General features: G+C 27.8%; 30 protein-coding genes. 29 read left to right on the plus strand and 1 reads right to left on the minus strand.

Annotation, left to right across the window (positions count from 1 at the left end; genetic code table 11):
- Positions 1 to 26 precede the first annotated feature (26 nt).
- The gene (ung, locus tag DU473_RS01350) at positions 27 to 731 is read right to left on the minus strand and encodes a uracil-DNA glycosylase (RefSeq protein WP_131165760.1); all 705 of its coding nucleotides are present in this window, start codon (positions 729 to 731) and stop codon (positions 27 to 29) included.
- Positions 732 to 935: 204 nt separating this feature from the next.
- Here ung and DU473_RS01355 point away from each other — a divergent pair, with 204 nt between their 5' ends.
- From DU473_RS01355 to DU473_RS01495, 29 genes are all read left to right on the plus strand, one after another.
- Positions 936 to 2,336 carry an aspartate ammonia-lyase gene (locus DU473_RS01355; RefSeq protein WP_131165761.1) on the plus strand — a complete coding sequence of 467 codons (1,401 nt, stop codon included), beginning with the start codon at positions 936 to 938 and terminating at the stop codon, positions 2,334 to 2,336.
- Positions 2,337 to 2,346: 10 nt separating this feature from the next.
- Positions 2,347 to 3,681, plus strand: a complete 1,335-nt coding sequence (locus DU473_RS01360; protein ID WP_131186415.1) for an anaerobic C4-dicarboxylate transporter — start codon at positions 2,347 to 2,349, stop codon at positions 3,679 to 3,681.
- 77 nt (positions 3,682 to 3,758) lie between these two features.
- Positions 3,759 to 5,111 carry a COG3014 family protein gene (locus DU473_RS01365; RefSeq protein ID WP_131186416.1) on the plus strand — a complete coding sequence of 451 codons (1,353 nt, stop codon included), beginning with the start codon at positions 3,759 to 3,761 and terminating at the stop codon, positions 5,109 to 5,111.
- 29 nt (positions 5,112 to 5,140) lie between these two features.
- On the plus strand, positions 5,141 to 5,758 hold the full coding sequence (lpoB, locus tag DU473_RS01370; protein ID WP_131164043.1) for a penicillin-binding protein activator LpoB: 618 nt from the start codon (positions 5,141 to 5,143) through the stop codon (positions 5,756 to 5,758).
- Entirely contained in the window at positions 5,759 to 6,691 is a 933-nt protein-coding gene (locus tag DU473_RS01375) for an LPP20 family lipoprotein (protein WP_131164042.1), read from the plus strand.
- 107 nt (positions 6,692 to 6,798) lie between these two features.
- Positions 6,799 to 7,107, plus strand: a complete 309-nt coding sequence (gene rplU / locus DU473_RS01380; RefSeq protein WP_131164041.1) for a 50S ribosomal protein L21 — start codon at positions 6,799 to 6,801, stop codon at positions 7,105 to 7,107.
- A 9-nt stretch (positions 7,108 to 7,116) separates the two neighbouring features.
- Positions 7,117 to 7,371 (plus strand): 50S ribosomal protein L27, encoded by a 255-nt coding sequence (gene rpmA / locus DU473_RS01385; protein WP_066778460.1) that lies wholly within the window; start codon positions 7,117 to 7,119, stop codon positions 7,369 to 7,371.
- 184 nt (positions 7,372 to 7,555) lie between these two features.
- Entirely contained in the window at positions 7,556 to 7,693 is a 138-nt protein-coding gene (locus DU473_RS08220; RefSeq protein WP_166683057.1) for a hypothetical protein, read from the plus strand.
- 138 nt (positions 7,694 to 7,831) lie between these two features.
- Entirely contained in the window at positions 7,832 to 8,878 is a 1,047-nt protein-coding gene (gene obgE / locus DU473_RS01390; protein WP_131164040.1) for a GTPase ObgE, read from the plus strand.
- A gap of 86 nt (positions 8,879 to 8,964) precedes the next feature.
- Positions 8,965 to 9,726, plus strand: a complete 762-nt coding sequence (gene proB, locus DU473_RS01395) for a glutamate 5-kinase (protein WP_131164039.1) — start codon at positions 8,965 to 8,967, stop codon at positions 9,724 to 9,726.
- A gap of 389 nt (positions 9,727 to 10,115) precedes the next feature.
- Entirely contained in the window at positions 10,116 to 10,358 is a 243-nt protein-coding gene (locus tag DU473_RS08320) for a hypothetical protein (protein ID WP_187347517.1), read from the plus strand.
- Positions 10,359 to 10,387: 29 nt separating this feature from the next.
- Positions 10,388 to 10,903 carry an FkbM family methyltransferase gene (locus DU473_RS01410; RefSeq protein WP_131186417.1) on the plus strand — a complete coding sequence of 172 codons (516 nt, stop codon included), beginning with the start codon at positions 10,388 to 10,390 and terminating at the stop codon, positions 10,901 to 10,903.
- A gap of 61 nt (positions 10,904 to 10,964) precedes the next feature.
- Positions 10,965 to 11,879: a methionyl-tRNA formyltransferase gene (gene fmt / locus DU473_RS01415; protein WP_131165763.1), complete on the plus strand. Its 915-nt coding sequence runs from the start codon at positions 10,965 to 10,967 to the stop codon at positions 11,877 to 11,879.
- Positions 11,842 to 12,495, plus strand: a complete 654-nt coding sequence (locus DU473_RS01420) for a biotin--[acetyl-CoA-carboxylase] ligase (RefSeq protein WP_131164036.1) — start codon at positions 11,842 to 11,844, stop codon at positions 12,493 to 12,495. The genes fmt and DU473_RS01420 overlap by 38 nt, the downstream gene beginning before the upstream one ends.
- A complete protein-coding gene (locus tag DU473_RS01425) occupies positions 12,492 to 13,277 on the plus strand; it encodes a ParA family protein (RefSeq protein WP_131164035.1) in 786 nt (261 codons plus the stop codon). Before DU473_RS01420 ends, DU473_RS01425 begins: the two co-directional genes overlap by 4 nt.
- A gap of 5 nt (positions 13,278 to 13,282) precedes the next feature.
- Positions 13,283 to 14,131, plus strand: coding sequence for a ParB/RepB/Spo0J family partition protein (locus tag DU473_RS01430; protein ID WP_131164034.1), 849 nt, complete (start codon positions 13,283 to 13,285; stop codon positions 14,129 to 14,131).
- Positions 14,132 to 14,194: 63 nt separating this feature from the next.
- On the plus strand, positions 14,195 to 14,620 hold the full coding sequence (locus DU473_RS01435) for a FoF1 ATP synthase subunit B' (protein WP_131164033.1): 426 nt from the start codon (positions 14,195 to 14,197) through the stop codon (positions 14,618 to 14,620).
- 8 nt (positions 14,621 to 14,628) lie between these two features.
- A complete protein-coding gene (locus tag DU473_RS01440; RefSeq protein ID WP_131164032.1) occupies positions 14,629 to 15,141 on the plus strand; it encodes a F0F1 ATP synthase subunit B in 513 nt (170 codons plus the stop codon).
- A complete protein-coding gene (locus DU473_RS01445) occupies positions 15,141 to 15,665 on the plus strand; it encodes a F0F1 ATP synthase subunit delta (protein ID WP_131164031.1) in 525 nt (174 codons plus the stop codon). The genes DU473_RS01440 and DU473_RS01445 overlap by 1 nt, the downstream gene beginning before the upstream one ends.
- A gap of 9 nt (positions 15,666 to 15,674) precedes the next feature.
- Positions 15,675 to 17,180, plus strand: a complete 1,506-nt coding sequence (atpA, locus tag DU473_RS01450) for a F0F1 ATP synthase subunit alpha (RefSeq protein WP_131164030.1) — start codon at positions 15,675 to 15,677, stop codon at positions 17,178 to 17,180.
- 8 nt (positions 17,181 to 17,188) lie between these two features.
- Positions 17,189 to 18,076 carry an ATP synthase F1 subunit gamma gene (gene atpG, locus DU473_RS01455; RefSeq protein WP_131164029.1) on the plus strand — a complete coding sequence of 296 codons (888 nt, stop codon included), beginning with the start codon at positions 17,189 to 17,191 and terminating at the stop codon, positions 18,074 to 18,076.
- Positions 18,077 to 18,097: 21 nt separating this feature from the next.
- Positions 18,098 to 19,495 carry a F0F1 ATP synthase subunit beta gene (gene atpD / locus DU473_RS01460; RefSeq protein ID WP_131164028.1) on the plus strand — a complete coding sequence of 466 codons (1,398 nt, stop codon included), beginning with the start codon at positions 18,098 to 18,100 and terminating at the stop codon, positions 19,493 to 19,495.
- 4 nt (positions 19,496 to 19,499) lie between these two features.
- Positions 19,500 to 19,883 carry an ATP synthase F1 subunit epsilon gene (atpC, locus tag DU473_RS01465; protein ID WP_131164027.1) on the plus strand — a complete coding sequence of 128 codons (384 nt, stop codon included), beginning with the start codon at positions 19,500 to 19,502 and terminating at the stop codon, positions 19,881 to 19,883.
- 5 nt (positions 19,884 to 19,888) lie between these two features.
- Positions 19,889 to 20,446, plus strand: a complete 558-nt coding sequence (locus tag DU473_RS01470) for a MotA/TolQ/ExbB proton channel family protein (protein ID WP_131164026.1) — start codon at positions 19,889 to 19,891, stop codon at positions 20,444 to 20,446.
- Position 20,447: 1 nt separating this feature from the next.
- Entirely contained in the window at positions 20,448 to 20,837 is a 390-nt protein-coding gene (locus DU473_RS01475; RefSeq protein ID WP_131164025.1) for an ExbD/TolR family protein, read from the plus strand.
- Positions 20,838 to 20,839: 2 nt separating this feature from the next.
- Positions 20,840 to 21,589 carry a TonB C-terminal domain-containing protein gene (locus DU473_RS01480; RefSeq protein WP_131164024.1) on the plus strand — a complete coding sequence of 250 codons (750 nt, stop codon included), beginning with the start codon at positions 20,840 to 20,842 and terminating at the stop codon, positions 21,587 to 21,589.
- 13 nt (positions 21,590 to 21,602) lie between these two features.
- Positions 21,603 to 22,808, plus strand: a complete 1,206-nt coding sequence (tolB, locus tag DU473_RS01485; RefSeq protein ID WP_131164023.1) for a Tol-Pal system protein TolB — start codon at positions 21,603 to 21,605, stop codon at positions 22,806 to 22,808.
- Between the two features lie 71 nt (positions 22,809 to 22,879).
- Entirely contained in the window at positions 22,880 to 23,380 is a 501-nt protein-coding gene (pal, locus tag DU473_RS01490; RefSeq protein WP_131164022.1) for a peptidoglycan-associated lipoprotein Pal, read from the plus strand.
- Between the two features lie 5 nt (positions 23,381 to 23,385).
- Positions 23,386 to 24,324 carry a tetratricopeptide repeat protein gene (locus DU473_RS01495; protein WP_131164021.1) on the plus strand — a complete coding sequence of 313 codons (939 nt, stop codon included), beginning with the start codon at positions 23,386 to 23,388 and terminating at the stop codon, positions 24,322 to 24,324.
- Positions 24,325 to 24,327 lie beyond the last annotated feature (3 nt).

The following is a 24,327-nucleotide window of genomic DNA, read 5'->3' on the forward strand; positions in this document are numbered from 1 at the left end:
TCTTAATAGAAATTCTATTAAGAATTTTAATCTTGAAAATTTAGATCCCAATCAATCGGAGTTTTATTAAGACTTTTTAGAATTTCATTGACCTTAGAAAAATGTTTACATCCTAAAAATCTATTTCCAGCTAAAGGACTAGGATGCGCAGCTTCTAAGACAAAATGTTTTTGCGTATTAATTAATCTTTTTTTATTTTTAGCAAAATTTCCCCAAAGTAAAAATATAAGATTTTCTTTTTTATTATTTAAATTTAAAATTACAGCATCGCTAAATTCTTGCCATCCCCAATGACTATGACTTGCCGCTTTTCCCGCCTCTACACTAAGAACAGAATTTAACAATAAAACTCCTTGTTTAGCCCAAAAACTCAAATCTCCGCTTTTTGGAATGCTTATACCTAAATCATTATTTAACTCTTTATAAATATTTATTAAACTTGGAGGTATTTTAACTCCATTTGGCACAGAGAAACTAAGCCCCATAGCTTGATTAGGCTGATGATAGGGATCTTGTCCGATTAAAATAACTTTTAGAGTATGCAAAGGGGTAAGATTAAAAGCATTAAAAGTTAAATTAGATGGTGGATATATAATCTTATTTTCTTTTTTAGCTTCTAAATATTTTCTTTTAAGCTCCAAAAAATATGGTTTAAAAAATTCATCTTTTAAGAATTCTTTCCAATCATTATTCATTTTGATTTGATGAAAATTAATATTTAAATCTTTCATTATTTTCCTTAAAATACTTTAATTAATTGTAACAAAATAAAAATGATTTTTATATTTTAAAATATATTTAATTTTTTATTTTTAACACAATAAAAAATTAATAATTAATTTTTTATTAATTAATTATTAACTATTATTCTATTATAATATTTATTATAAATTTATTTTTTATAATAAATTATTTTCAAACAAGAAAGGTTGATGATGAGTATAAGAAAAGAACATGATTTTATTGGAGAATTAGAAATTCCTAATGATGTTTATTATGGAATTCAAACTTATAGAGCTTTGGAAAATTTTCATATGAGCGGAAGAAAACTCAAAGAGTATCCTTATTTTGTTAAAGCTTTTGCACAAGTTAAAAAAGCAGCTGCTTTAGCTAATAAAGATTTAGGAATGGTTGAAGCCAATAGGGCTGATTTTATAGCAAAAGCTTGTGATAGAATTATCAATGGAGAATTTCTAGATCAATTCGTCGTTGATATGATACAAGGCGGGGCTGGAACAAGCACCAATATGAATGTAAACGAAGTTATAACGAATGTTGCACTTGAAATGATGGGGCATAAAAAAGGAGAATACCAATATCTTCATCCAAACGATAATACAAATTTTGGTCAATCTACCAATGATACTTATCCAAGCTCGATTAAAGTAGCAGTTCATGCCAAAATGGGTGATTTGTTAAAAGCTATGGAAATTTTAAAAAATGAATTAGAGATTAAAGCTAAAGAATATAAAGATATTTTAAAAATAGGTAGAACAGAACTTGAAGATGCGGTTCCAACCACTTTAGGAAATACCTTTAATGCTTTTGCAAGTTATATAAAAAGTGATATAGAAAAAATAACAAAAGCAAGAGAATCAATGACTTATCTCAATCTAGGTGCAACTGCCATAGGAACAGGAATTTGCTGTCATCCAGATTATAAAAATCTAGTTGAAAAGTATTTAAGCGAGATTACAGGAACTACTTTTAAACCTGCTGAAGATTTTATAGCAGCCACTCAAGATACAGGTGATTTTGTACATGTTAGCGGAGCTTTAAAAACTGCTGCAGTTAGACTCTCTAAAATTGCAAATGACTTAAGACTTATGAATTCTGGCCCAAGATGTGGTTTAAGTGAAATTAATTTACCTCAATTGCAACCAGGAAGCTCCATAATGCCAGGCAAAGTAAATCCAGTTATTCCTGAAGTTGTTGGAGAAGCTTGTTATGAAGTAATAGGAAACGATGTTACAATTTCACTTTGCTCAGAAAGAGGAGAATTTGAACTTAATGCATTTGAACCAGGCATTGCTTATGCTTTATTCAATTCTTTAATCCTATTAGAAAATGCAATGTTAACTTTAGCAAATAAAGCTATAAAACATTTAACCGCTAATCCGCAAAATTGTAAAGAAACTATGTTAAATTCTGTAAGTTTAGTAACTGCTCTAAATCCTTATATAGGCTATGAAAACTCAGCTTCAGTTGCCAAAGAAGCTTTACAGACTGGAAAAAAAGTAGCTGATATTGTTTTAGAAAGAAAACTTTTAACTAAAGAAAAACTAGATGAGTATTTAACTCCTGAAAATATGTTAAATCCGAGCATAGAAAAATAAAGGATTTCTTATGGGTTTAGATATAATCTTGCAAATAATTGTTCTTCTTGGTGCAATATTTATAGGTATTCGCTTAGGTGGAATTGCTATAGGTTATGCTGGTGGATTAGGAGTTGTAATTTTAGGTCTTTTTTTAGGACTTAAACCAGGAAGTATTCCTTGGGATGTTATTTTAATTATTGCTGCTGCTATTGCAGCAATTTCTGCTATGCAACAAGCTGGTGGTCTTGATTACATGGTAAAAATGACAGAAAAACTCTTAAGGGCTAATCCTAAATTTATAAACTACCTCTCTCCAGCTTGTGGATGGTTGCTAACCATTCTTGCTGGAACTGGAAATGCTGTATTTTCTTTAATGCCTGTAGTTATAGATGTAGCCAAGTCTCAAAATATAAAACCAAGTGTTCCTTTATCATTAATGGTTGTTTCATCTCAAATCGGAATTACTGCAAGTCCTGTAAGCGCTGCTGTTGTTTATATGAGTGGAATTTTAGAGCCATTAGGGTGGAACTACCCTACTTTATTGGGAATTTGGATTGCTACAACTTTTATTGCTTGTATGGTTACAGCTTTTATAATAAGTCTTATAACTCCTCTAGATTTAAGCAAATGCTCAATTTATCAAGAAAGATTAAAAGCAGGACTTGTTAAAGATCCAAATGAAATTTTACACGCTGAAGATAAACCTGGTGCTAAACTTTCCGTAGGAATCTTTTTAATTACTGTTTTAGCTGTAGTTCTTTATGCCACAGCAATATCAAGTAATATAAAATGGATCGATCCAGTAATCATACCAAGAGATGCGGCTATTATGAGTTTTTTACTTACTGCAGCAACTCTAATCACTTGGCTTTGTAAAGTTGAACCATCTAAGATCATTGAAACAAGTGTTTTTAAATCAGGTATGACAGCTTGTGTTTGCGTATTTGGTGTAGCATGGCTTGGAAATACTTTTGTAAGTGCTCATGAGGCAGGTATTAAAGAAGTAGCGGGCGACTGGGTTAAACAAGCTCCTGCTATGTTAGCTGTTGCATTTTTCTTTGCTAGTATGCTTTTATATTCTCAAGCAGCTACAGCAAAAGCAATAGTACCTGTTATAATAACTGCTTTAGGAATAAGTGCAACAAATCCTCATGACTCTTATATGCTTGTAGCTTGTTTTGCGGCCGTTTCTGCTCTTTTTGTTCTTCCAACCTATCCAACACTTTTAGGTGCAGTACAAATGGATGATACAGGGTCAACAAAAATTGGAAAATTTATTTTTAACCACTCTTTCTTTATTCCAGGTGTTTTGGCTATTGTGATTTCTGTATCATTGGGATTTTTAATAGTTTCTTTACTATAGCTTATATTAAATAACCCTTTTTAAGGGTTATTTATTTAAATTTTGATATATTTTAAAATCCAATTTCAAGGATTTTTATGTATCAAAAATTGATAATTTTATCTTTTCTTTTTCTAACTGCTTGTTCAACCTATCAAGAAAAAAATATTACATATCAAAAAGTTTTATTTTCTAACAACTGTAATGATACTTTTTTAAAAGAACAGATGCAAGAACTCAATCAAAACAAAGACGTTATTTTTGTTGGATTAAATTCGGGCTATATTGCAAGAGATTGCATGAAATTTAAACTAAGCAATGAATTTTTTGATAAAGTTGAGCATTCCTATAAATATGACGTAGATTTACAGAGCTTTAGCACAAAAAGCACTCAATTTATCGGAAAAACTTTAATCAATGATACAATTTCAGACTATGAAGGCTCTTGGTATGAACGCACTATGGTTAATGTATACAAAGGGTTAAATTTTATGAGTCTTAAAGACTTTGAAAATGCCAGAGTTGAATTTAATCGTGCTTTAATGCGTCAAGAAAAAGCCAAAGAATATTTTGAAAATGAAATAAAACAACAAATAGAACAAGCAAAAAAAAATGAAAATTATAAACAAAACATAAAGGAAAATCTTCAAGTTATAGAAAAACAATATAATCATTTATTTGACGATTTTAATGCGCAAAAAAACTATACAAATCCTTATGTTACTTATATTTCTTCTGTTTTTTTCTTTATGGATAAGGATTACAAAAAAGCCTATGATTTATTAAAAGAAGTTTATATTATTTTCAATAAAAACGAAGAAATAGATAAAGAATTTAAAATTTTTGAAAAATACTCAAACTCTTTAACCCCATCAAAATTAAAAAAGTACATTTTTATTGTTTATGAAAATGGCTTAAGCCCATCTTTGGATTCATTTGACTTAACCTTGCCTTTTATTTTTGAAAATAAAGTGGTAAATACAAGCATTTCTTTTCCTACATTAAAAAAAAGAAATGCCTCATTTGAATATCTAAAAGCAAAAAATCTTAATGATGATTTCAAAAAAACACAAAATTTATTTAATTTTGATCAAGTGGTTGCTAGCGAATTTCAGGCTACTTTAACCCCAAAAATTATTAAAGCTTTATTATCAGGTGCTATTAAAACTGGTATAAATTTAACAATTGCAAAAAATGATAGCAGTGGAGTTTTAAATCTTGCAAGTAATATTTTCACCATTTTGACAACAAAAAGCGATTTAAGATTTTGGAATTTCTTACCTAAAAATGCCCAAATTATAATGCTTGAAAATGATGGTTTTATAGAAATTTATAATGATAACAATATGGAAATTTTTCATCAAGATTTAGATAAAAATAAAAATATTTTAATACTAATAAGGTCTTTTTCCAAAGAATTTCCAGCAAGAATTTACAAAATGGAACATTAAAAATGATATAATACTTTAAGGAGGCAATCATGAAATTAATTTATATTTTTACCATATTTATAGCATTATTTTTTACAGCATGTAAAGCACCAATTTATACAGATGGAAAAGCGAGTCAAAAAAAACAAGGAGATGCATTAACCCTAGGACTTGATAGAGAAGATTTTGAAAAAACCGCAGATATAATGGTTCAAAGTATGCTTAATGATCCAGCATTTGCCAATATCAAACAAGGACAAAGAAAGGTTATATCAATAGGAAAAATAATCAATGACACGCCACAAAGAATAGATACAGATAAATTAATAAGCAAAATTACTATAGCACTCAGAAAATCTGGTAAATTTATACTAACAACAGCAGTAGCAGCAGGAGGAGCTAAAGATGAGATGAGTGAAGCAGTAAGAGAGCTTAGAGATAATGATGAATTTAATCAAAATACTATTTCAAAAAAAGGTACTTTAATAGCTCCTGACTATTCTTTAAGTGGAAAAATTCGCCAAGATAATGTAAAATTAACAAATGGAAAAATCCAAGCAGAATATTTTTTTCATCTAACAATCACAGATTTAAATTCAGGACTTGCCTACTGGGAAGATGAAAGAACTATTGATAAAACTGGATCAAATAAATCAGTAACTTGGTAAATGAAAAAACTTCTTTTTATTTTTATTCTTTTTTCTTCACTTTTTAGTGGAGAAAACAATATTTCCAATACCTTACCACATGAAAGAAGCATCATACAAAAAGTAGCTATAGGCATAGGGAATGGAAAAAACGAAAATGAAGCTCTCAATAATGCCTTAATTGATGCTATTTCTAAACTTAGAGGCATAACAACGGCGAATCTAAAACAAGAATTTAAAAATATAGATATTAATATTTCATCTTTAGTTCAAATTTCACAAAGCTCAAATACAACTTTACAAAATATTAGCAATGGATATATAAACGATTATAAAATTAATAAAATTGAAAAAACAAAAAACGGATGGAGTATCGAAATTTTAGCTTACAAGTATACTTTTGAAAAAAGCAAAAAAGCAAAAATCATTGTTTTAAATCCAAACAAAGAACTAGGAGAAAATTTAGAACGAGCCTTAAATGAAACTTTAAGTAAAAATAAAAATTTTCAAGTTTTAGAAAGAAAAATGGATTTTAAAGATGAGGACAAACTTCTAAAAAATGAACAAAGCTTAGATGAGGAAAAGTATAAATTTGGCAATGTTTTAATTACAGATTATATTCTAGAATTTAAATTTGCTAATACTTCAAAAATATCTCAAAATAAAATTTCATACTATAAAAATGAAAAAAAATCATTGGATATTTCTTATAAATTAATTTTTTATCCGACAAGAGAAATAGTTCTTTTTAAAACCATAAACACAAATTTAACTTTTAATGATAATAAAAAAGAACAAAAAGCTTGGAAAAAAATTGCCGATAAAATAAATGAGGATTTAAATAATTTATTTTCCAAAAACGTTATCTTAAATCTTCAAGAAGAGAACTATTTAAGTGGAAAAGATGCTAATTATCAAATTGATAAAGACGGAGGGTTGAATTTAGGATTTTAACAAAAATTAAAGTTTTTTTTATATAATTAAAGTTTTTTAAAGCCATTAAAGCTTTTAAATCCAAGAATTTGGTGCTTTATGGTAACTTACCTTAAAGGAAAAGTAATATGTATGCTATTATCAAACATAGTGGAAAACAATATAAAGTTGGCATTGGTGATGAATTAAAACTTGATCATTTTGAAGCAGAAATCAAATCGAGCATAGAAATTAATGAAGTTTTAGCCATCAACGATAAAGATTTGAAGGTAGGTGCACCTTTTGTAGCAGGTGCAAAAGTTGTCTTAGAAGTTATATGTCACGGAAAAGATAAAAAAGTTATTATTTATAAAAAAAGACGCAGAAAAGACTCTAAACTAAAGCGCGGTTTTAGAAGACAATTTACTCGCGTTAAAGTCATAGATATTAAAGCTTAAGGAGTAAAAATGGCACACAAGAAAGGTCAAGGTTCAACTCAAAACAATCGTGATTCTATAGGACGTCGTTTAGGTGTTAAAAAATTTGGTGGAGAATTTGTTAGAGCTGGAAATATCATCATTCGTCAAAGAGGGACCGCAACTCATGCTGGAAATAATGTAGGCATGGGAAAAGATCATACGCTCTTTGCACTTATTGATGGTTTTGTAAAATTTGAAAGAAAAGATAAAGACAGAAAAAAAGTTTCTGTTTATCCTGCATAATTCTAGGCTTTTTGCCTAGAAATCTCTATAATCTCATTCATCTTGTAATCTTAAAAAATTATACTAAAATTTCAAATAATACAAATAATACTTAGTTATTGTAAAAATCTATTTCTTTTAAGTTTAAATTTATGGGGGGGGGTATAATGCTTATTTTAAAAATATTCTAAAATAAGGAGACTTAATGAATAAAAAAATTAATCCCAAAGATAATGCTTCAAATATGCAAAATTCAAACTCAGGAAACAAAGGCACAAACAAACAATACGATCAAAACCAAGGAAATCGTGGCAAGCAATTAAATCCCAATCAAAAAAAGTAAATTAAAAATTTAAAAATAAATTTAAATTTTTAAAACCGATAAACCTTATGTTTTAAAATTCGAAAGAATAATTTCTTTCGAATTTTATTTTTATTTTTCTTTTGATATACTTCTTTTAAAAATTTCTTAAGGTTATAAATGTTTATTGATAGTGTTAAAATTACCTTAACTTCAGGTAATGGAGGCAAAGGAGCCGTAAGTTTTCGCCGAGAAAAACACGTTCCATTAGGAGGACCAGATGGAGGTGATGGTGGAAGTGGCGGAAATATTTATTTCATATGTGATAATAACACGCATACTTTGGTTAATTTTAAAGGTAAAAAAGAATTACGTGCTCAAAACGGATCTCCTGGAATGGGACGCAATAAAAATGGTAAAAAAGGTGAAGACTTAAATCTTATTGTGCCTGAAGGAACTCAAATCATTGATGCAAATACAAATGAAGTCTTACTTGACTTAACTAAAGAAGGGCAAAAAGAACTCTTTTTAAAGGGCGGAAAAGGTGGACTTGGAAATACACATTTTAAGCACGCAACCAACCAAAGACCTGATTATGCACAACCTGGAATAAAAGGAGAAAGTCGCTTAGTAAGACTTGAATTAAAACTTATTGCCGATGTGGGACTTGTAGGTTTTCCAAATGTAGGAAAATCAACCCTTATAAGTGTAGTATCTAATGCCAAACCTGAAATTGCAAATTATGAATTTACAACACTTACTCCAAAATTAGGATTAGTGGATGTAGATGAATATAACTCTTTTGTCATGGCTGATATTCCAGGTATTATAGAAGGAGCAAGTCATGGAAAAGGCTTGGGGCTTGAATTTTTAAAACATATTGAAAGAACAAGTTTTTTACTCTTTGTGCTTGATCCCATGAGAGAAATGAGTTTAAAAGAACAATTTATTATTTTAAGAAATGAACTTAAACAATTTTCGTCTAAACTCTATAAAAGAAAATTTGGCATTATGATTTCAAAAAGCGATAGTGTAAATTTAGGTAAAGAATTTGCTAAACAAATAGCTTTAAATTCACAAGAACTGCAAAATTATTTAGAAGAAATAAATAATATCCAAAGCTTTTTAATTCAAGTATCAAGCCTTGAAAAAACAGGACTTAAAGAACTTAAGTTTATCCTTTTGGAAGAAATTAAAAATTTAAGAAGCAATGAAAATGAAAAATAAAAATTTTATTTATAAGTTTAGTTTGCTCATTAATAATCCATAAATCAAATAAAATAATAATATATTTAAATTTTAAAAGGTTGCATATGCAAAGAATAGTTATAAAAGTAGGATCACATGTAATTAGCGAAGAAAAAAAATTAAGTTTAGAACGTATTAAAAATTTAGTAGAATTTTTAGCCAAGCTTATGGAAAAATATGAAGTGATCTTAGTTACCTCAGCAGCCATTTCAGCAGGACACACCAAACTTGATATAGACAGAAAAAATCTCGTCAACAAACAAGTTTTAGCAGCCATAGGACAGCCTTATTTAATTAGCGTTTATAATGAATTTTTAGCTCATTATAATAAAATTGGGGGGCAAATTTTACTTACAGGAAAAGATTTTGATTCAATAAAGGCTACAAAACATGCTAAAAATGCTATTGATACAATGATAAATTTAGGAATTTTACCCATTATTAATGAAAATGATGCCACAGCTATAGAGGAAATAGTTTTTGGAGATAATGATAGTCTAAGTGCCTATGCAACTCATTTTTTTGATGCAAATTTACTTGTGATTTTAAGCGACATAGATGGCTTTTATGATAAAAATCCTAGTGAATTTAAAGATGCTAAAAGATTAAATAAAGTTGATAAAATTCTTGACTCTTGGCTTGATATGCCAATAAAAACAGGAAGCGAGCACGGAACTGGAGGCATTATCACCAAGCTAAAAGCTGCTAAATTTTTACTTGAAAATAATAAAAAAATGCTTTTAGCAAGTGGTTTTAATCTAAATGTAGCCAAAACATTTTTACTTGAAAACAAACAAATAGGCGGAACTTTATTTGAAAATTTTTAACACATAGTTTTACATTGAAATAAAGCTAATTTGCAATGATTAAAATATTTTTAAATATCTTTAAAAAATTCCTCTATTTTTGCATTTAAAACCTTTGAAATTTTATAAAGATGTTCAAGATTAAAATGTATATTTTTATATCCTGCTTCAGCTCCACCTACTAAAGAACAAGATTTATAACCTATTTCAAGACTTAAATCAAGTTATGATAGACCTTTTTCTTTTCTTATTCTAGAAACATTTTTTACAATTTTTTTATAAAAAATCATCTGTTTCATTTTTATTAAACTGATAAGTCAAATTCTAAACCTAAATCTATTATAATAGATTAAATATATTTATTTTATAATTCTTTATCACTCTATTATAAAGATTAAAAGGCTTATATGATGCTTAGAAAAATTAAATATGATAATGGCATAAGAGAAATTTATTTAGGAAATTTTAGAATTTTAAAATATAAAAGATATAAAACTTTTTTAAAATTTAAATTCAAACAAATGCAAGAATTTTTACTTGATCATACTCACATAAATGAAACAAATAAAAAAGGTATTTATTTTTTACTGCTTTACTCAATAGATCCTGCATTGCCCAAAAATACCGTAAGTTTTTTTATGATTTTTATTTAAGAAGTCAAAATAAAGAAAAACTTATATTTATAGATGGTGGTGCTCACGCAGGAGTATTTAGTGATGTAGCTTTAGCTTGTGGGAGAATTTGCTACGCTTTTGAACCAAATATCCATTTATACGCTTTTTTAAAAAATTTATATAAAGATAATAAAAATTTAATTTTATTCAATAAAGCTCTTTCTAATAAAAACGGCAAAACTTTTTTTCAAACAGATGATAATATAGTAAGCGATGGTGGAAATATTCTTAAAACAGATTTTAATGGAGAAAATTTCTATGAGGTAGAACTAATCAATTTTTGTGAATTTTTAAGCGAAATTTTAAAAAAAGAAGAAAAAATCACATTGATAAAATTAGATATAGAAGGAGCTGAATTTGATATTTTAAATGATTTAATTGATCAAAAACTTTATAAAAAAATAGAATACATTATGGTAGAAACACATGAGCGTTTTTTTAATGACGGGATACAAAAAATTAATTTATTAAAAGAAAAGATAAGAAAAAATAATATCACAAATATATTTTTGGATTGGATTTGATAATAAAAGTTTAATTTCTTCTTTATTATAATTACTTTTTAAATTATACAAAAGTAAAAAAATGAAAAACATTATCTTTATGGGCACACCCCATTATGCAACTTGTATTTTAAAAGAATTAATAGATCAAAAATTTAATATTTTAGCTCTTTTTACTCAACCTGATAAAGCAGTAGGAAGAAAACAAATTCTCACCCCAAGTCATACAAAAGCTTTTTTGCTTGAAAATAATATCAATATCCCTATTTTCACTCCTACAACTTTAAAAGATGAATCAGTTTTTAATGAAATTTTCAAATTAAATCCTGATTTCATTGTGGTTGCTGCTTATGGAAAAATCTTGCCTAAAAATATCCTAGACATTGCACCTTGTATTAATTTACATGCTTCACTTTTACCAAAATATCGTGGGGCTTCTCCTATACAAAGTGCTATTTTAAATGGAGATAAAAAAAGCGGAGTTTGCACTATGCTAATGGATGTTGGACTTGATACTGGGAATATCCTTGAGAGTATAGAATGTGATATAAAAGATAAAAATGCTGTAGAAGTTTTTGAACTTTTAGCTCATTTAGCAGCAAAACTTTGTGTTAGCACCTTAAAAAATTATAACTCTATCGTTCCTGTAATACAAGATGAAAATTTAGCAACATATTGTAAAAAAATTAAAAAAGAAGATGGTTTAATTACCCTAGATAATGCAAAAAAAATTTATCAAAAATATTTAGCTTTCATTCCTTGGCCTGGAATTTTTTTAAACAATGGTTTAAAATTTTTAGAACTTGAACTTGTAGATGAATTAAAACAATATAGCAAAGAAGCGCAAATTTTAGAATTAGAAAAAGAAAGTTTTCTACTCACCTGTAAGCAAGGAATTTTACGTATCAAAAAAATTCAAGAAAATGGAAAAAAAATTTTAGACGGACGCACTTATCTTAATGGAAAAAGGCTTAAATGTGGAGATTATTTGTATTGATAAAATAGCTTCAACTCATCTTTTTTTATGTGATGAAATTCGAAAAAATAAAATAAAAAAGAATCTTGCTATTTATGCACTTGAACAAACAAATGGTATTGGAAGCAGAGAAAACTCTTGGCAAAGCTCTAAAGGGAATTTACATCTTTCTTTTTGCATTGACGAACAAGATCTTCCCAAAGACTTACCTTTAGCTTCTATAAGTATTTATTTTGCTTATTTGTTAAAAGAAATTTTAGCTCAAAAAGGATCAAAAACTTGGCTTAAATGGCCTAATGATTTATATATAGAAAATAAAAAAATTGGAGGAATCATAAGTACAAAAATCAAAAATTTTATTATAGGCGGAATAGGTCTTAATCTAAAATATTGTCCAGAAAATAGCTCTTTATTAGATATTGATATAAAATTAGATGAGTTAATTTCAGAATTTATAGAAACTTTAATGCAAAAAAAATTATGGAAGAATATTTTTAGCAAGTATATGATAGAATTTGAAAAATCAAAGCAATTTAATGTCCATTATGAAGGAAAAATCTTTTCTTTAAAAGATGCTCTTTTATATGAAGACGGATCGATATTATTAAATAATAAAAGGGTATATAGTTTAAGATGAGCGAAGTTATAACAATTGCAAACCAAAAAGGTGGGGTAGGCAAAACGACAACTGCTGTTAATCTAGCTGCTTCGTTAGCTGTTGCTGAAAAAAAAGTTTTATTAATAGACGTAGATCCCCAAGCAAATGCAACTACTGGACTTGGATTTAATAGAAATAATTATGAATATAATATTTATCACGTTTTCATAGGAAAAAAAAAGCTTTCTGATATTATTTTAAAAACTGAACTCAATCAACTTCATCTTGCTCCTTCTAATATAGGATTAGTTGGTATAGAACAAGAACTTGCTAAAGGCGAAAACAATGAAAAAAAAGTTGTTCTTAAAAACCAGCTTAAAGAAGTAGAAAATGAGTATGATTTTATTATTATAGATTCCCCTCCAGCATTAGGAAGTATTACTATTAATGCATTTGTTGCAAGTGATAGTGTGATTATACCTATACAATGCGAATTTTATGCCTTAGAAGGTGTTGCAATGGTTTTAAATACCATTAAAGTAATTAAAAAAACTATTAATCCAAAATTGAAAGTAAGAGGTTTTTTACCAACAATGTATAGTTCTCAAAATAACCTTTCTAAAGATGTAGTTGAAGATTTAAAGCAAAATTTTAAAAAACAACTTTTTACAATCAATGGGAATGAAAATGATTTTATAGTTATACCAAGAAATGTAAAACTCGCTGAAAGTCCTAGTTTTGGTAAGCCTATTATTCTTTATGATATCAAATCGCCTGGTTCTTTAGCATATCAAAACTTAGCTTATTCGATTTTAGGATAAAACTAATGGGCTTAAATAAAAATAAAGGTTTGGCTACACTTATTGGCGATATGGATGAAGTTTATAGCAAAGAATTGGGTCTTGATAAAAATAAAACAATTCAGATTCCAGTTGAAAAAATTAAAATTAATCCCTTTCAACCAAGAAAATATTTTAATAAAGAAGCTTTAGACGAATTAGCAAATTCAATCAAGCAATATGGACTTATTCAGCCTATTATAGTTTTAAAACAAAAAGATCATTATACTCTTGTTGCAGGAGAAAGAAGGCTTAGGGCATATAAAATGTTAGGATATGAAAATATACTAGCTCTAGTTTCAGATGCCAAAGAGGAAAAATTAAGAGAATTAGCACTTATAGAAAATATCCAAAGAGAAAATTTAAATCCTATTGAACTTGCAAATTCATACAAAGATCTAATAGAAGTTTATGAAATTACTCAAGAAAATTTAGCATCGCTTGTTAACAAAAGTCGTGCTCAAATTACTAATACTTTAAGACTTCTCAATTTAGATTCAAGCACACAAAAGCTTATTATTGAAGGAAAAATTTCACAAGGACATGCAAAAATTCTTGTAGGATTAAATAAAAAAGATGAAAAAATGATAACAAATAGTATTATTGGACAACAATTAAGTGTCCATGATACTGAAAAAATCGTTAAAAAAATTAAAAATCAAGAGACCATTAATTTAGAAAATGATCTTGAATTTGAAACTGAATTTAAAGAACTTATAAAATTATTAAATAATAAAAACTTTAAATGCAAAAAAAGCAAAAAAAACCTTATTATACATTTAAAAAATATTGATATAATAAAAAAATTAAAACAAATAATTGAAAAAATTAATTGAAAAATTATTTTTTATGAGATATAATATCCAGATTTTAGAAATTTAAAACTATCAAGGAGTTTTATGTTTGATGATGTTCATCCTTCTGTAATACTAGCAACTATTTTTATATTTCTAGCCATGATAGTTATTTTAAATTCTATGCTTTATAAACCTCTTTTAAAATTTATAGATGAAAGAAATGATTCCATAAAAAATGATGAAAATAAAGTGAAAGAAAATTCTCAAGAGATTTTGGATGTCAATCAAGAAGTGGAAGAAATCCGTAAAAATACAAGAGAAGAAATTTACAAAATCAAGCAAGAAGCTATTAATAAAGCTAAAGAAGAAGCCAACGAGCTTATAAAGCTTAAAAAAGAAGAAATTGAAAATAAAATGCAAGAATTTTACAAAGATTTAGAAAATGAAAAACAACAATTAAAAGAAAGTCTACTTGAATACTTGCCAGAATTAAAACAAAGTCTTCAAAATAGCATCAAAAAAATCTAAGGATAGTAATGCAAAAATTAAAGTTTTTACTTTTTTTACTTCCTGTTTATGTATTGGGAAGTCCTAGTGGTAATGGAGATTATGATATAATACCAAGAGTTGTTAATTTCTTAATATTTATAGCTATATTATATTATTTTATAGCTACTCCACTTAAGAATTTCTATAAAAATCGTATTTTTCAAATTTCTTCAAAACTAGATGAAATTCAAAGAAAGTTATTGGAAAGTAAAACTAAAAAATTTGAAATGGCTAAAAAACTTGAAGAAGCAAAAATCGAAGCATCTAATGCATTAAATCATGCAAAAAAAGAAGTAGAAATTTTGGTTCAAAAAGTTAAAGATGAAGCTCAACATGAAATTAATTTACTTAATAAATATTTTGAAGAACAAAAAAATTACGAAATTAAAAAAATAGAGAAAGAAGTTATATCTCAAATACTATCAGAACTATTTAAAGAGTCAAATACAATTTTAAAACAAGATGATATGATTGATATTATTATGAAAAAGGTATCTTAATGGCTGATAAACTTGTTGCTAGAAAATATGCAAAAGCTATTTTATCAAGAAAAGATTTTGAAACATTTTATAAAAATTTATGCATAATTCGCCAAGCTTTTTATGCTCCTCATTTTATAAATATATTACAAAATACACAAATACACAAAGAAAAAAAAGTTGAATTGATACTTTCTTTTATCGAACAAAAAAATCCTTACTTTGAAAATTTTATTAAACTTTTAGCACATAATTCTAGACTTTCATTTATTCCTGAAATCATTGAAGAACTTCAACAACAAATATGTTTTCAAAATAATACCTATAAAGGGGTCGTTTATTCTAAAAAAATTCTTGATACAGAAATTCTAAAAAAAATTGAAGAACAGTTAAAATCTAAACTGCAAGTTCAAATTAAACTAGAAAATAAAATTATAGATAGTAACGAAGTTAAAATTGATATAGAAGATTTAAATTATGAAATATCTTTTTCTATGAAAACTTTTCAGAATAAAATTAGTGAATTAATATTGAAAACTATTTAAGGAGAATAAATGAAATTTAAAGCCGATGAAATCAGCTCAATAATTAAAGAAAAAATTGAAAACTTTGATTTAAATCTCGAAATTGAAGAAACTGGAAAAATCATTTCTATTGCAGACGGGGTTGCCAAAGTTTATGGGCTTAAAAATATCATGGCCGGTGAAATGGTTGAGTTTGAAAATGGCGAAAAAGGAATGGCTTTAAACCTTGAAGAAAGTAGTGTTGGTATCGTTATTCTTGGTAAAGGTGAAACTCTAAAAGAAGGAAGTAGTGTTAAAAGGTTAAAAAAACTCTTAAAAGTTCCAGTAGGAGAAGCTTTAATAGGTCGTGTAGTTAATGCCCTAGGAGAACCAATTGATGGAAAAGGTTCTATTTCTAGCAGCGAATCACGTTTTGTAGAGGAAAAAGCAAAAGGGATTATGGCTAGAAAAAGTGTTCATGAACCTTTACAAACAGGTATAAAAGCTATTGATGCTCTTGTTCCAATTGGTCGTGGTCAAAGAGAACTTATTATAGGAGATAGACAAACTGGAAAAACAACAGTTGCAATAGATACCATTATCAATCAAAAAGGGCAAAATGTTATTTGTATCTATGTGGCTATAGGTCAAAAACAAAGCAATGTAGCTCAAGTTGTTAAAAAATTAGAAGAACACGGAGCTATGGAATACACTATCGTTGTAAATGCTGGAGCTTCTGATCCGGCGGCATTGCAATATCTTGCACCTTATTCAGGGGTAACAATGGGAGAGTATTTTAGAGATAATTCTAAACATGCTCTAATTGTTTATGATGATCTTAGTAAGCACGCTGTAGCTTATCGTGAAATGTCTTTAATTTTACGCAGACCTCCAGGACGCGAAGCATATCCTGGTGATGTTTTCTATCTTCATTCAAGATTACTTGAAAGAGCAAGTAAATTAAATGACGAACTAGGTGCAGGATCTTTAACGGCTTTACCAATAATAGAAACCCAAGCAGGAGATGTTTCAGCTTATATTCCTACCAATGTTATTTCTATTACTGATGGACAAATTTTTCTTGAAACAGATCTTTTTAACTCAGGAATTCGTCCAGCTATTAATGTTGGATTATCAGTTTCTAGAGTTGGGGGCGCTGCGCAAATTAAAGCGACTAAACAAGTTTCAGGAACCTTAAGACTTGATCTTGCTCAATATAGAGAATTACAAGCTTTTGCACAATTTGCAAGTGATCTTGATGAATCAAGTAGAAAACAGCTCGAACGTGGTCAAAGAATGGTTGAAATTTTAAAACAACCTCCTTATTCTCCTTTAGCTATTGAAAAACAAATTATTACTATTTTTGCCGGAGCCAAAGGATTTTTAGATGATATTGCTGTTTCTGAGATTAGAAATTTTGAAGAAGGAATTTATGTATTTATTGAATCAAAATATCCAGAAATTTTTGAAGAAATTCGTTCAAAAAAAGCTTTGGATAAAGAATTAGAAGAAAAAATAAGCAAAGCTATTAATGAATTTAAATCAAACAACTTATAGGGTTTTTAATGTCTAATTTAAAAGAAATAAAAAGAAAAATTAAAAGTGTTCATAATACTCAAAAAACCACAAATGCAATGAAACTTGTTTCTACTGCAAAGCTAAAAAAAGCCGAAGAAGTTGCAAGTAGAGCAAAAATTTATGCTCAAAAAATTGAACAAATGTTAAGTGAAATATCATTTGAAATTAATAAAATTGCATATGATGAAAATGATTCAAGATTCAAATTTTTTTGTCAAAAAAACCCTATAAAAACCTCTGATATTATTTTCATAACAGCAGATAAAGGTCTTTGTGGTGGTTTTAATATTAAAACTATTAAAGCTGTTAATCATATTTTAAATGATTATAAAAATAAAAATATTAATGTTAGACTAAGAGCTATCGGTAAAACTGGAATTGAATACTTCAACTTCCAAGGAAAAAAACTTTCCAAAAAATATCTTGGCTTAAGCTCAAGTCCAGATTATGAAAAAGCGTCACTTGTAATTAAAGATGTTGTAGAAGATTATTTAAATGGCTTAACTGATGAAGTTATATTGATTCATAATGGATATAAAAATATGATTACTCAAGAATTATTCATTAACCATCTTATTCCAGTTGAACCCTCCAAAGATCTTGATATAGGCTCTAACTCTCTTATAGATTTAGAACCTGAAAATACAGATCTTTTAGAAAATTTATTAAAAACTTATTTTGAATATAATATGTATTATGCATTAATTGATTCCTTAGCAGCAGAACATAGTGCTAGAATGCAAGCAATGGATAATGCGACAAATAATGCAAAAACAAAAGTAAAACAACTTAATTTAGCTTACAATAAAGCAAGACAAGAGTCAATTACTACCGAGCTGATTGAAATTATCAGTGGTGTTGAGTCAATGAAATAGAATTGAAGGAGAATTAATATAATGCAAGGATTTATTTCACAAGTTTTAGGACCTGTTGTTGATATTGATTTCAATGAATACTTACCTAAAATTAATGAAGCGATACTAGTTAATTTTGAAAATGAAGGAAAAAAACAAAAACTTATCTTAGAAGTTGCTGCACATTTAGGAGATAATAGAGTAAGAACTATTGCTATGGATATGACAGATGGTCTTGTAAGAGGACTTGAAGTTAAAGCTTTAGGAAGTCCTATTAGCGTTCCTGTCGGAGAAAAAGTTTTAGGAAGAATTTTTAATGTAACCGGTGATTTAATCGATGAAGGAGAAGAAGTTCATTTTGACAAAAAATGGTCTATACATAGAGATCCTCCTGCTTTTGAAGAACAAAGCACAAAAAGTGAAATTTTTGAAACTGGAATTAAAGTTGTTGATTTATTAGCACCATATGCAAAAGGTGGAAAAGTAGGACTCTTTGGAGGAGCTGGGGTAGGAAAAACTGTTATTATAATGGAACTTATTCATAATGTTGCCTTTAAACATAGTGGTTATTCTGTATTTGCAGGAGTTGGAGAAAGAACTCGTGAAGGAAATGACCTATATAATGAAATGAAAGAAAGCAATGTATTAGATAAAGTTGCTTTATGTTATGGACAAATGAATGAACCACCAGGAGCAAGAAATCGTATAGCTTTAACAGGTCTTACTATGGCGGAATATTTTAGAGATGAAATGGGTCTTGATGTTTTAATGTTTATTGATAATATTTTTAGATTCTCGCAATCAGGATCTGAAATGTCAGCACTTTTAGGAAGAATTCCTTCTGCTGTAGGTTATCAACCGACTTTAGCAAGCGAAATGGGAAAATTCCAAGAAAGAATTACTTCAACAAAAAAAGGATCTATTACTTCAGTTCAAGCTGTTTATGTTCCAGCTGATGACTTAACAGATCCTGCTCCTGCAACTGTTTTTGCTCATTTAGATGCTACAACTGTTTTAAATAGATCTATAGCTGAAAAAGGAATCTATCCTGCTGTTGATCCGCTTGACTCTACTTCTAGAATGCTAGATCCTCAAATCATAGGTAAAGAACATTATGAAGTTGCACGTGGTGTTCAATCTGTTCTTCAAAAATATAAAGATTTGCAAGATATCATTGCCATTTTAGGCATGGATGAACTCAGCGAAGAAGATAAACTTATCGTTGAAAGAGCAAGAAAAATCGAAAAATTCTTATCTCAACCATTCTTTGTTGCTGAAGTTTTCACAGGAAGTCCTGGAAAATATGTCACACTTGAAGAAACGATAGCAGGATTTAAAGGAATTTTGGAAGGCAAATATGATCATTTACCAGAAAATGCTTTTTATATGGTCGGAAATATAGAAGAAGCAATTGCAAAAGCAGATAAACTCAAAGGTTAAATTTATGGATGATTTAATCAATTTTGAAATTATAACTCCGTTAGGTTTAATTTATAAAGATCAGATCAAATCTGTTACTCTTCCTGGAAGTGAAGGTGAATTTGGTGTTTTAAAAGGACATGCTTGTTTAATTTCATCATTAAAATCTGGGATAATTGATATTGAAAAAAAAGATTTAAACCATGAATTGATAGCTATAAATGAAGGCTATAGCGAAGTAAATGAAACCAAAGTTTGTGTTTTAGCCAAAGATGCTATTTGGATAAGCGGGGATAATCAAAGTGAAATTGAAAAAAATCTTACAAAAGCTAAAGAACTTATAAAATCTGTAAGCTCTGATAATGCTGCCTTGGCTGCAACATTATCAAAACTAGATAACAAAGGCTAACACTTATGAATTTTGAATCTATTTTTCATTTTTTTAATAATTCTAGCATAATCACTTATATTGTTTTAATATGGCTTTCTCTGTATTTTATTCTGTCTTTTTCTATACTTTTTTCAAGAATTACCAATTTAAATATTTGGAAAATTAAAGAACAAAAAAGTTTAGAAATCCTTTTAACAGGTGAAAAAGATCTTAGCAAAACAGATTCTATATTAAGAAAATGCACAGAATATAGCCAAAATCACTTAGAAATTTATAAAAATTTAGCCCAAAAAAAATCTTCAATTGGATTAACTTGGCTTAGTATTATAGCCTCTACTTCTCCTTTTATAGGACTTTTTGGAACTGTGATTTCTATACTTGAAACATTTGGTGGACTTGGTACACAAAATTCTCTCAGCATTATTGCTCCTAAAATTAGTGAAGCTTTAATCGCTACAGGATGTGGAATTTTAGTAGCTATTCCCGCTTATACTTTTCACTTAATCATCAAAAGAAGAGCTTATGAAGTTATAAATATTATTGATAGTGAAATCAAAATTTTAAACTCAAATAGAGAATGAAATGACTTTTGATAACGATAAACCAGAACTTAATATTACTCCTTTAGTTGACATTATGCTTGTTTTACTTGCTATTTTAATGGTAACTTCCCCTTCTATAAGTTATGAAGAAAAAATAAATTTACCACAAGGCTCTCAAAAAACAACAAGTTCTCCAACTATTAAAAGCTTGGTTGTAAGCATTAATGCAAAAAAAGAAATTTTTATCAATCAAAAAAAATTCGATTTTATAAGTTTTGCAGATAATCTAACTCAAATGCGAAATGAATTCAACACTCAAGATCCAGTTTTTATAAGGGCTGATAAAAGTTTAAAATATGATGATGTGATCTTTGTGTTAAGAAATATTAAAAATATTGGTTTTACTAAAGTTGCCCTACAAACTGAATAGATATGAAAAACTACAGTCTTGGTAATCTTAATTCTTTTCTTTTAGCTTTAATAGTTTATTTTTTGGTTATTCTAATTGTTTTTTTTAGAATAACAGCTTTTAAAGATCCAAGTATTAAATACACTGATTTAGAAGATAGTTTTATTGATATAGAATTAACTCAAAGCTCAAATAAAATTGCGAATTCAGATATAAATAAAGAAGTAGATATTGCCAAACTTTTTGAAAAAACTACAAATAAATTTGTTCAAACTGAAAATATTGACCAAAAAGAAACAAATTTTAATGATTTGTTTGGAAATGTTAAAGATATTCAGGATGAAAAAACAACAAAAGTCCAATCATCTGCTAAACCAAATATTCAAAATAGCTCAAGTGATAAAAATGCCTCGCAATTAGTAAAAAATTTAGAAAATACTCTTCTTACTCAAAATAGCAATACTGACAGCATACAAATTCAACGCACAGGAATTTATGATGAATTTTTAGGCAAAATTACACGCATTATAGAAGAACGCTGGAAATTAAATAAATCGCAAGGAAATCTTAGCGTTAGAGTAAAAATTTTTATAGATAGTAATGGAAAATTTGGCTATACTTCTGTGGAAAAAAGTAATGATATAGCATTTGATAAAAAAGTAATGGATTTTTTAGAAAATTTACAAGGCAAATTCATAGCTTATCCTCCAAAAAATCAAAGTATCAATATTACAATGAATTTAAGCGATGAATTAATTGAAATTAAACAATAAATGGAGAAATACAATGAATAAACTTTTTTTTATTTTTTTAGTTTTATTTACCTCACTTTGGGCCGAAGATCCTATTATTGATGTAATTAACAAAGATATTGCTTTACCAAAAATTATCGTAAAAGATAAATCAAATTTAAGTGATGAAAACTTAAAAAGAAATTTCTATAATATCCTTGTTAATGATTTAAAAGTAAGTTCAAATTTTGAAATTGTTAATAACGGCAATGAATCAACAAACTATATTTTTGAATATTCTTTATCAAAAAACACTAATAACCTAGATCTTAATGTTAAAATTAAAATCGGCAATATAGAAAAATCAAATAAAAATTATTCATCTTCTATAGAACAATATCCTTTTTTGGCACATAAAAGCGTTAAAGATTCTGTTAATGCTTTAGGTCTTGCACCAGTTGATTGGATGGATCATAAAATTTTAATCTCAAGAACAAATAGTTCCAAAAAAAGTCAAATCATTATGGCAGATTATACTTTAACCTATCAAAAAATAATAATAGAAGGGGGATTAAATTTATTTCCAAAATGGGGAAACAAAGAACAAACCTTATTTTATTATACAGCTTATGATTCAGATATGCCAACTCTTTATTCTTATAATCTAAAAAATAATCGTGCAACAAAAATATTATCAAGTGAAGGTATGGTTGTTGCAAGTGATGTAAGTACAGATGGAAGCAAACTTCTTGTTACTATGGCTCCTAAAGATCAACCTGATATATATTTATATGACCTAAACAACAAAAAACTAGAAAAATTGACAAATTATTCAGGTATTGATGTAAATGGCAATTTTATTGGGAATGATGACTCTAAAATTGTTTATGTTTCGGATCGTTTAGGATATCCAAATATTTTCATACAAACATTAGGAAGCAATATCGCAGAACAAGTAGTTTTTCATGGAAAAAACAATTCTTCAGTTTCAACCTATAAAGACTTTTTAGTTTATTCAAGCAGAGAGCCGAATCAATTTGGCGTTTTTAATATTTATCTTATGTCAATCAAGAGTGATTATATTAGACAATTAACCGCTAATGGTAAAAATTTATTTCCAAGATTTTCAAGTGATGGAGGAAGTGTTGTTTTTATCAAATATTTAGGATCTCAAAGTGCATTAGGAGTGATAAGAGTAAATGCAAATAAAGCTTTTTATTTTCCATTAAAACTAGGAAAAATTCAGTCAATTGACTGGTAAATATAATGTTGAAATAATTTAAATTTTTAGATATAATCTAATGAATTTATTAATTTTTGAAAGGTTATAAAATGAAAAAAATTCTTTTAACTTCGATTGCCGCTTTTGCAGTAATCATTAGTGGCTGTAGCACAAAAAGCACCACTGTAGAGAGTGATAGTTCTGTTGATTCTAAACCAGGTAGCGGAAGTAGTGATACTTTTGAAAGTATTGATAGTAAAATCAATAGATTAAATGACACTTTAAATAAAGTTTATTTTGACTTTGATAAATTCAATATTAGATCTGATATGCAGTCAGTAATTCAAGATAATGCAAATATTTTCAATACTGAGGTAAGTGGTGTTAGCATAACAGTTGAAGGAAACTGTGACGAGTGGGGAACAGATGAATATAATCAAGCTTTAGGTTTAAAAAGAGCTAAAGCTGTAAAAGAAGCTTTAGTTTCTCAAGGTGTAAATGCAGATAGAATTTCTATTAAAAGCTACGGAGAAACTAACCCTGTATGTACAGAAAAAACAAAAGCTTGCGATGCACAAAACAGACGTGCAGAATTTAAATTAGCAAAATAAATATAATGAAAAAAATATTATCAGTAGCTCTTTTAATAGGAGCTACTTTTGTTTATGCAGAGAATTCTGCTTTTGGCGCAGGTAATTTTGCAAATGATTCTTCCTATGGCTTAACACAAAATGAAAAAACAATCAAACAAAAGCTTGATACTTTAAATAATAATTATTCCGAAGTTAATGCAAGAATAAATGAAGCAAATGAAAGAATAGAGGGATTGCAAAGCACCATTGAAGGCATCAATTCACAATATACAAAAATAAATTCTCGCCTCAATCAATCAGAACAATACTACGAAAATTTAGAAAATAATTTCACACAAGAAATCAATAATTTAAAATCATATGTAGAAGAAAGTAGAAAAATTCAAGAAAGCAATAATAAGCAATTTAAAAAAGTTTTAGCAGAATTAAGCACTTTAGTTGATTCCATTAATGCAGATTATGTTTCAAAAAAAGAAATGGAAAAAAATTATAACAATATTAATTCGCAAAAAGACATCAATACAAGTGTTATAGAAAATAACCAGAGTTCTAAGTCAGCCTTAGAAGAACAAAAACAAAAAATAATACATGATGAAAGTTGGAAAAAAGAAAATCATAGCAAAATTTTAGATCTTGCTATTTTAGACTTAAATCAAAATAAATTTGAAGAAATGAAGCTTAAATTAAACTATCTACTTCAAAAACATTACAAACCAGCTAGAGTTAATTTTTACTTTGGTGAAATAGAATACAAACAAAAAAATTATAATAATGCAATTGTTTTCTATAAAAAAAGCTCAGCCATAAGCACCAAAGGAGACTATTTTCCTAAGCTACTTTATCATACAGCTATTTCTTTGGATAAAATTGGAGATCCTAAAACAGCAAATAGTTTTTACAAAGCTTTAAAAACTAATTATCCTAATTCGCCTGAAGCAAAAGCTTCGCCAAATCGTAAATAAGGA

The sequence above is a fragment of the Campylobacter novaezeelandiae genome (genome assembly GCF_004323845.1).
Classification (GTDB): Bacteria; Campylobacterota; Campylobacteria; order Campylobacterales; family Campylobacteraceae; genus Campylobacter_D; species Campylobacter_D novaezeelandiae.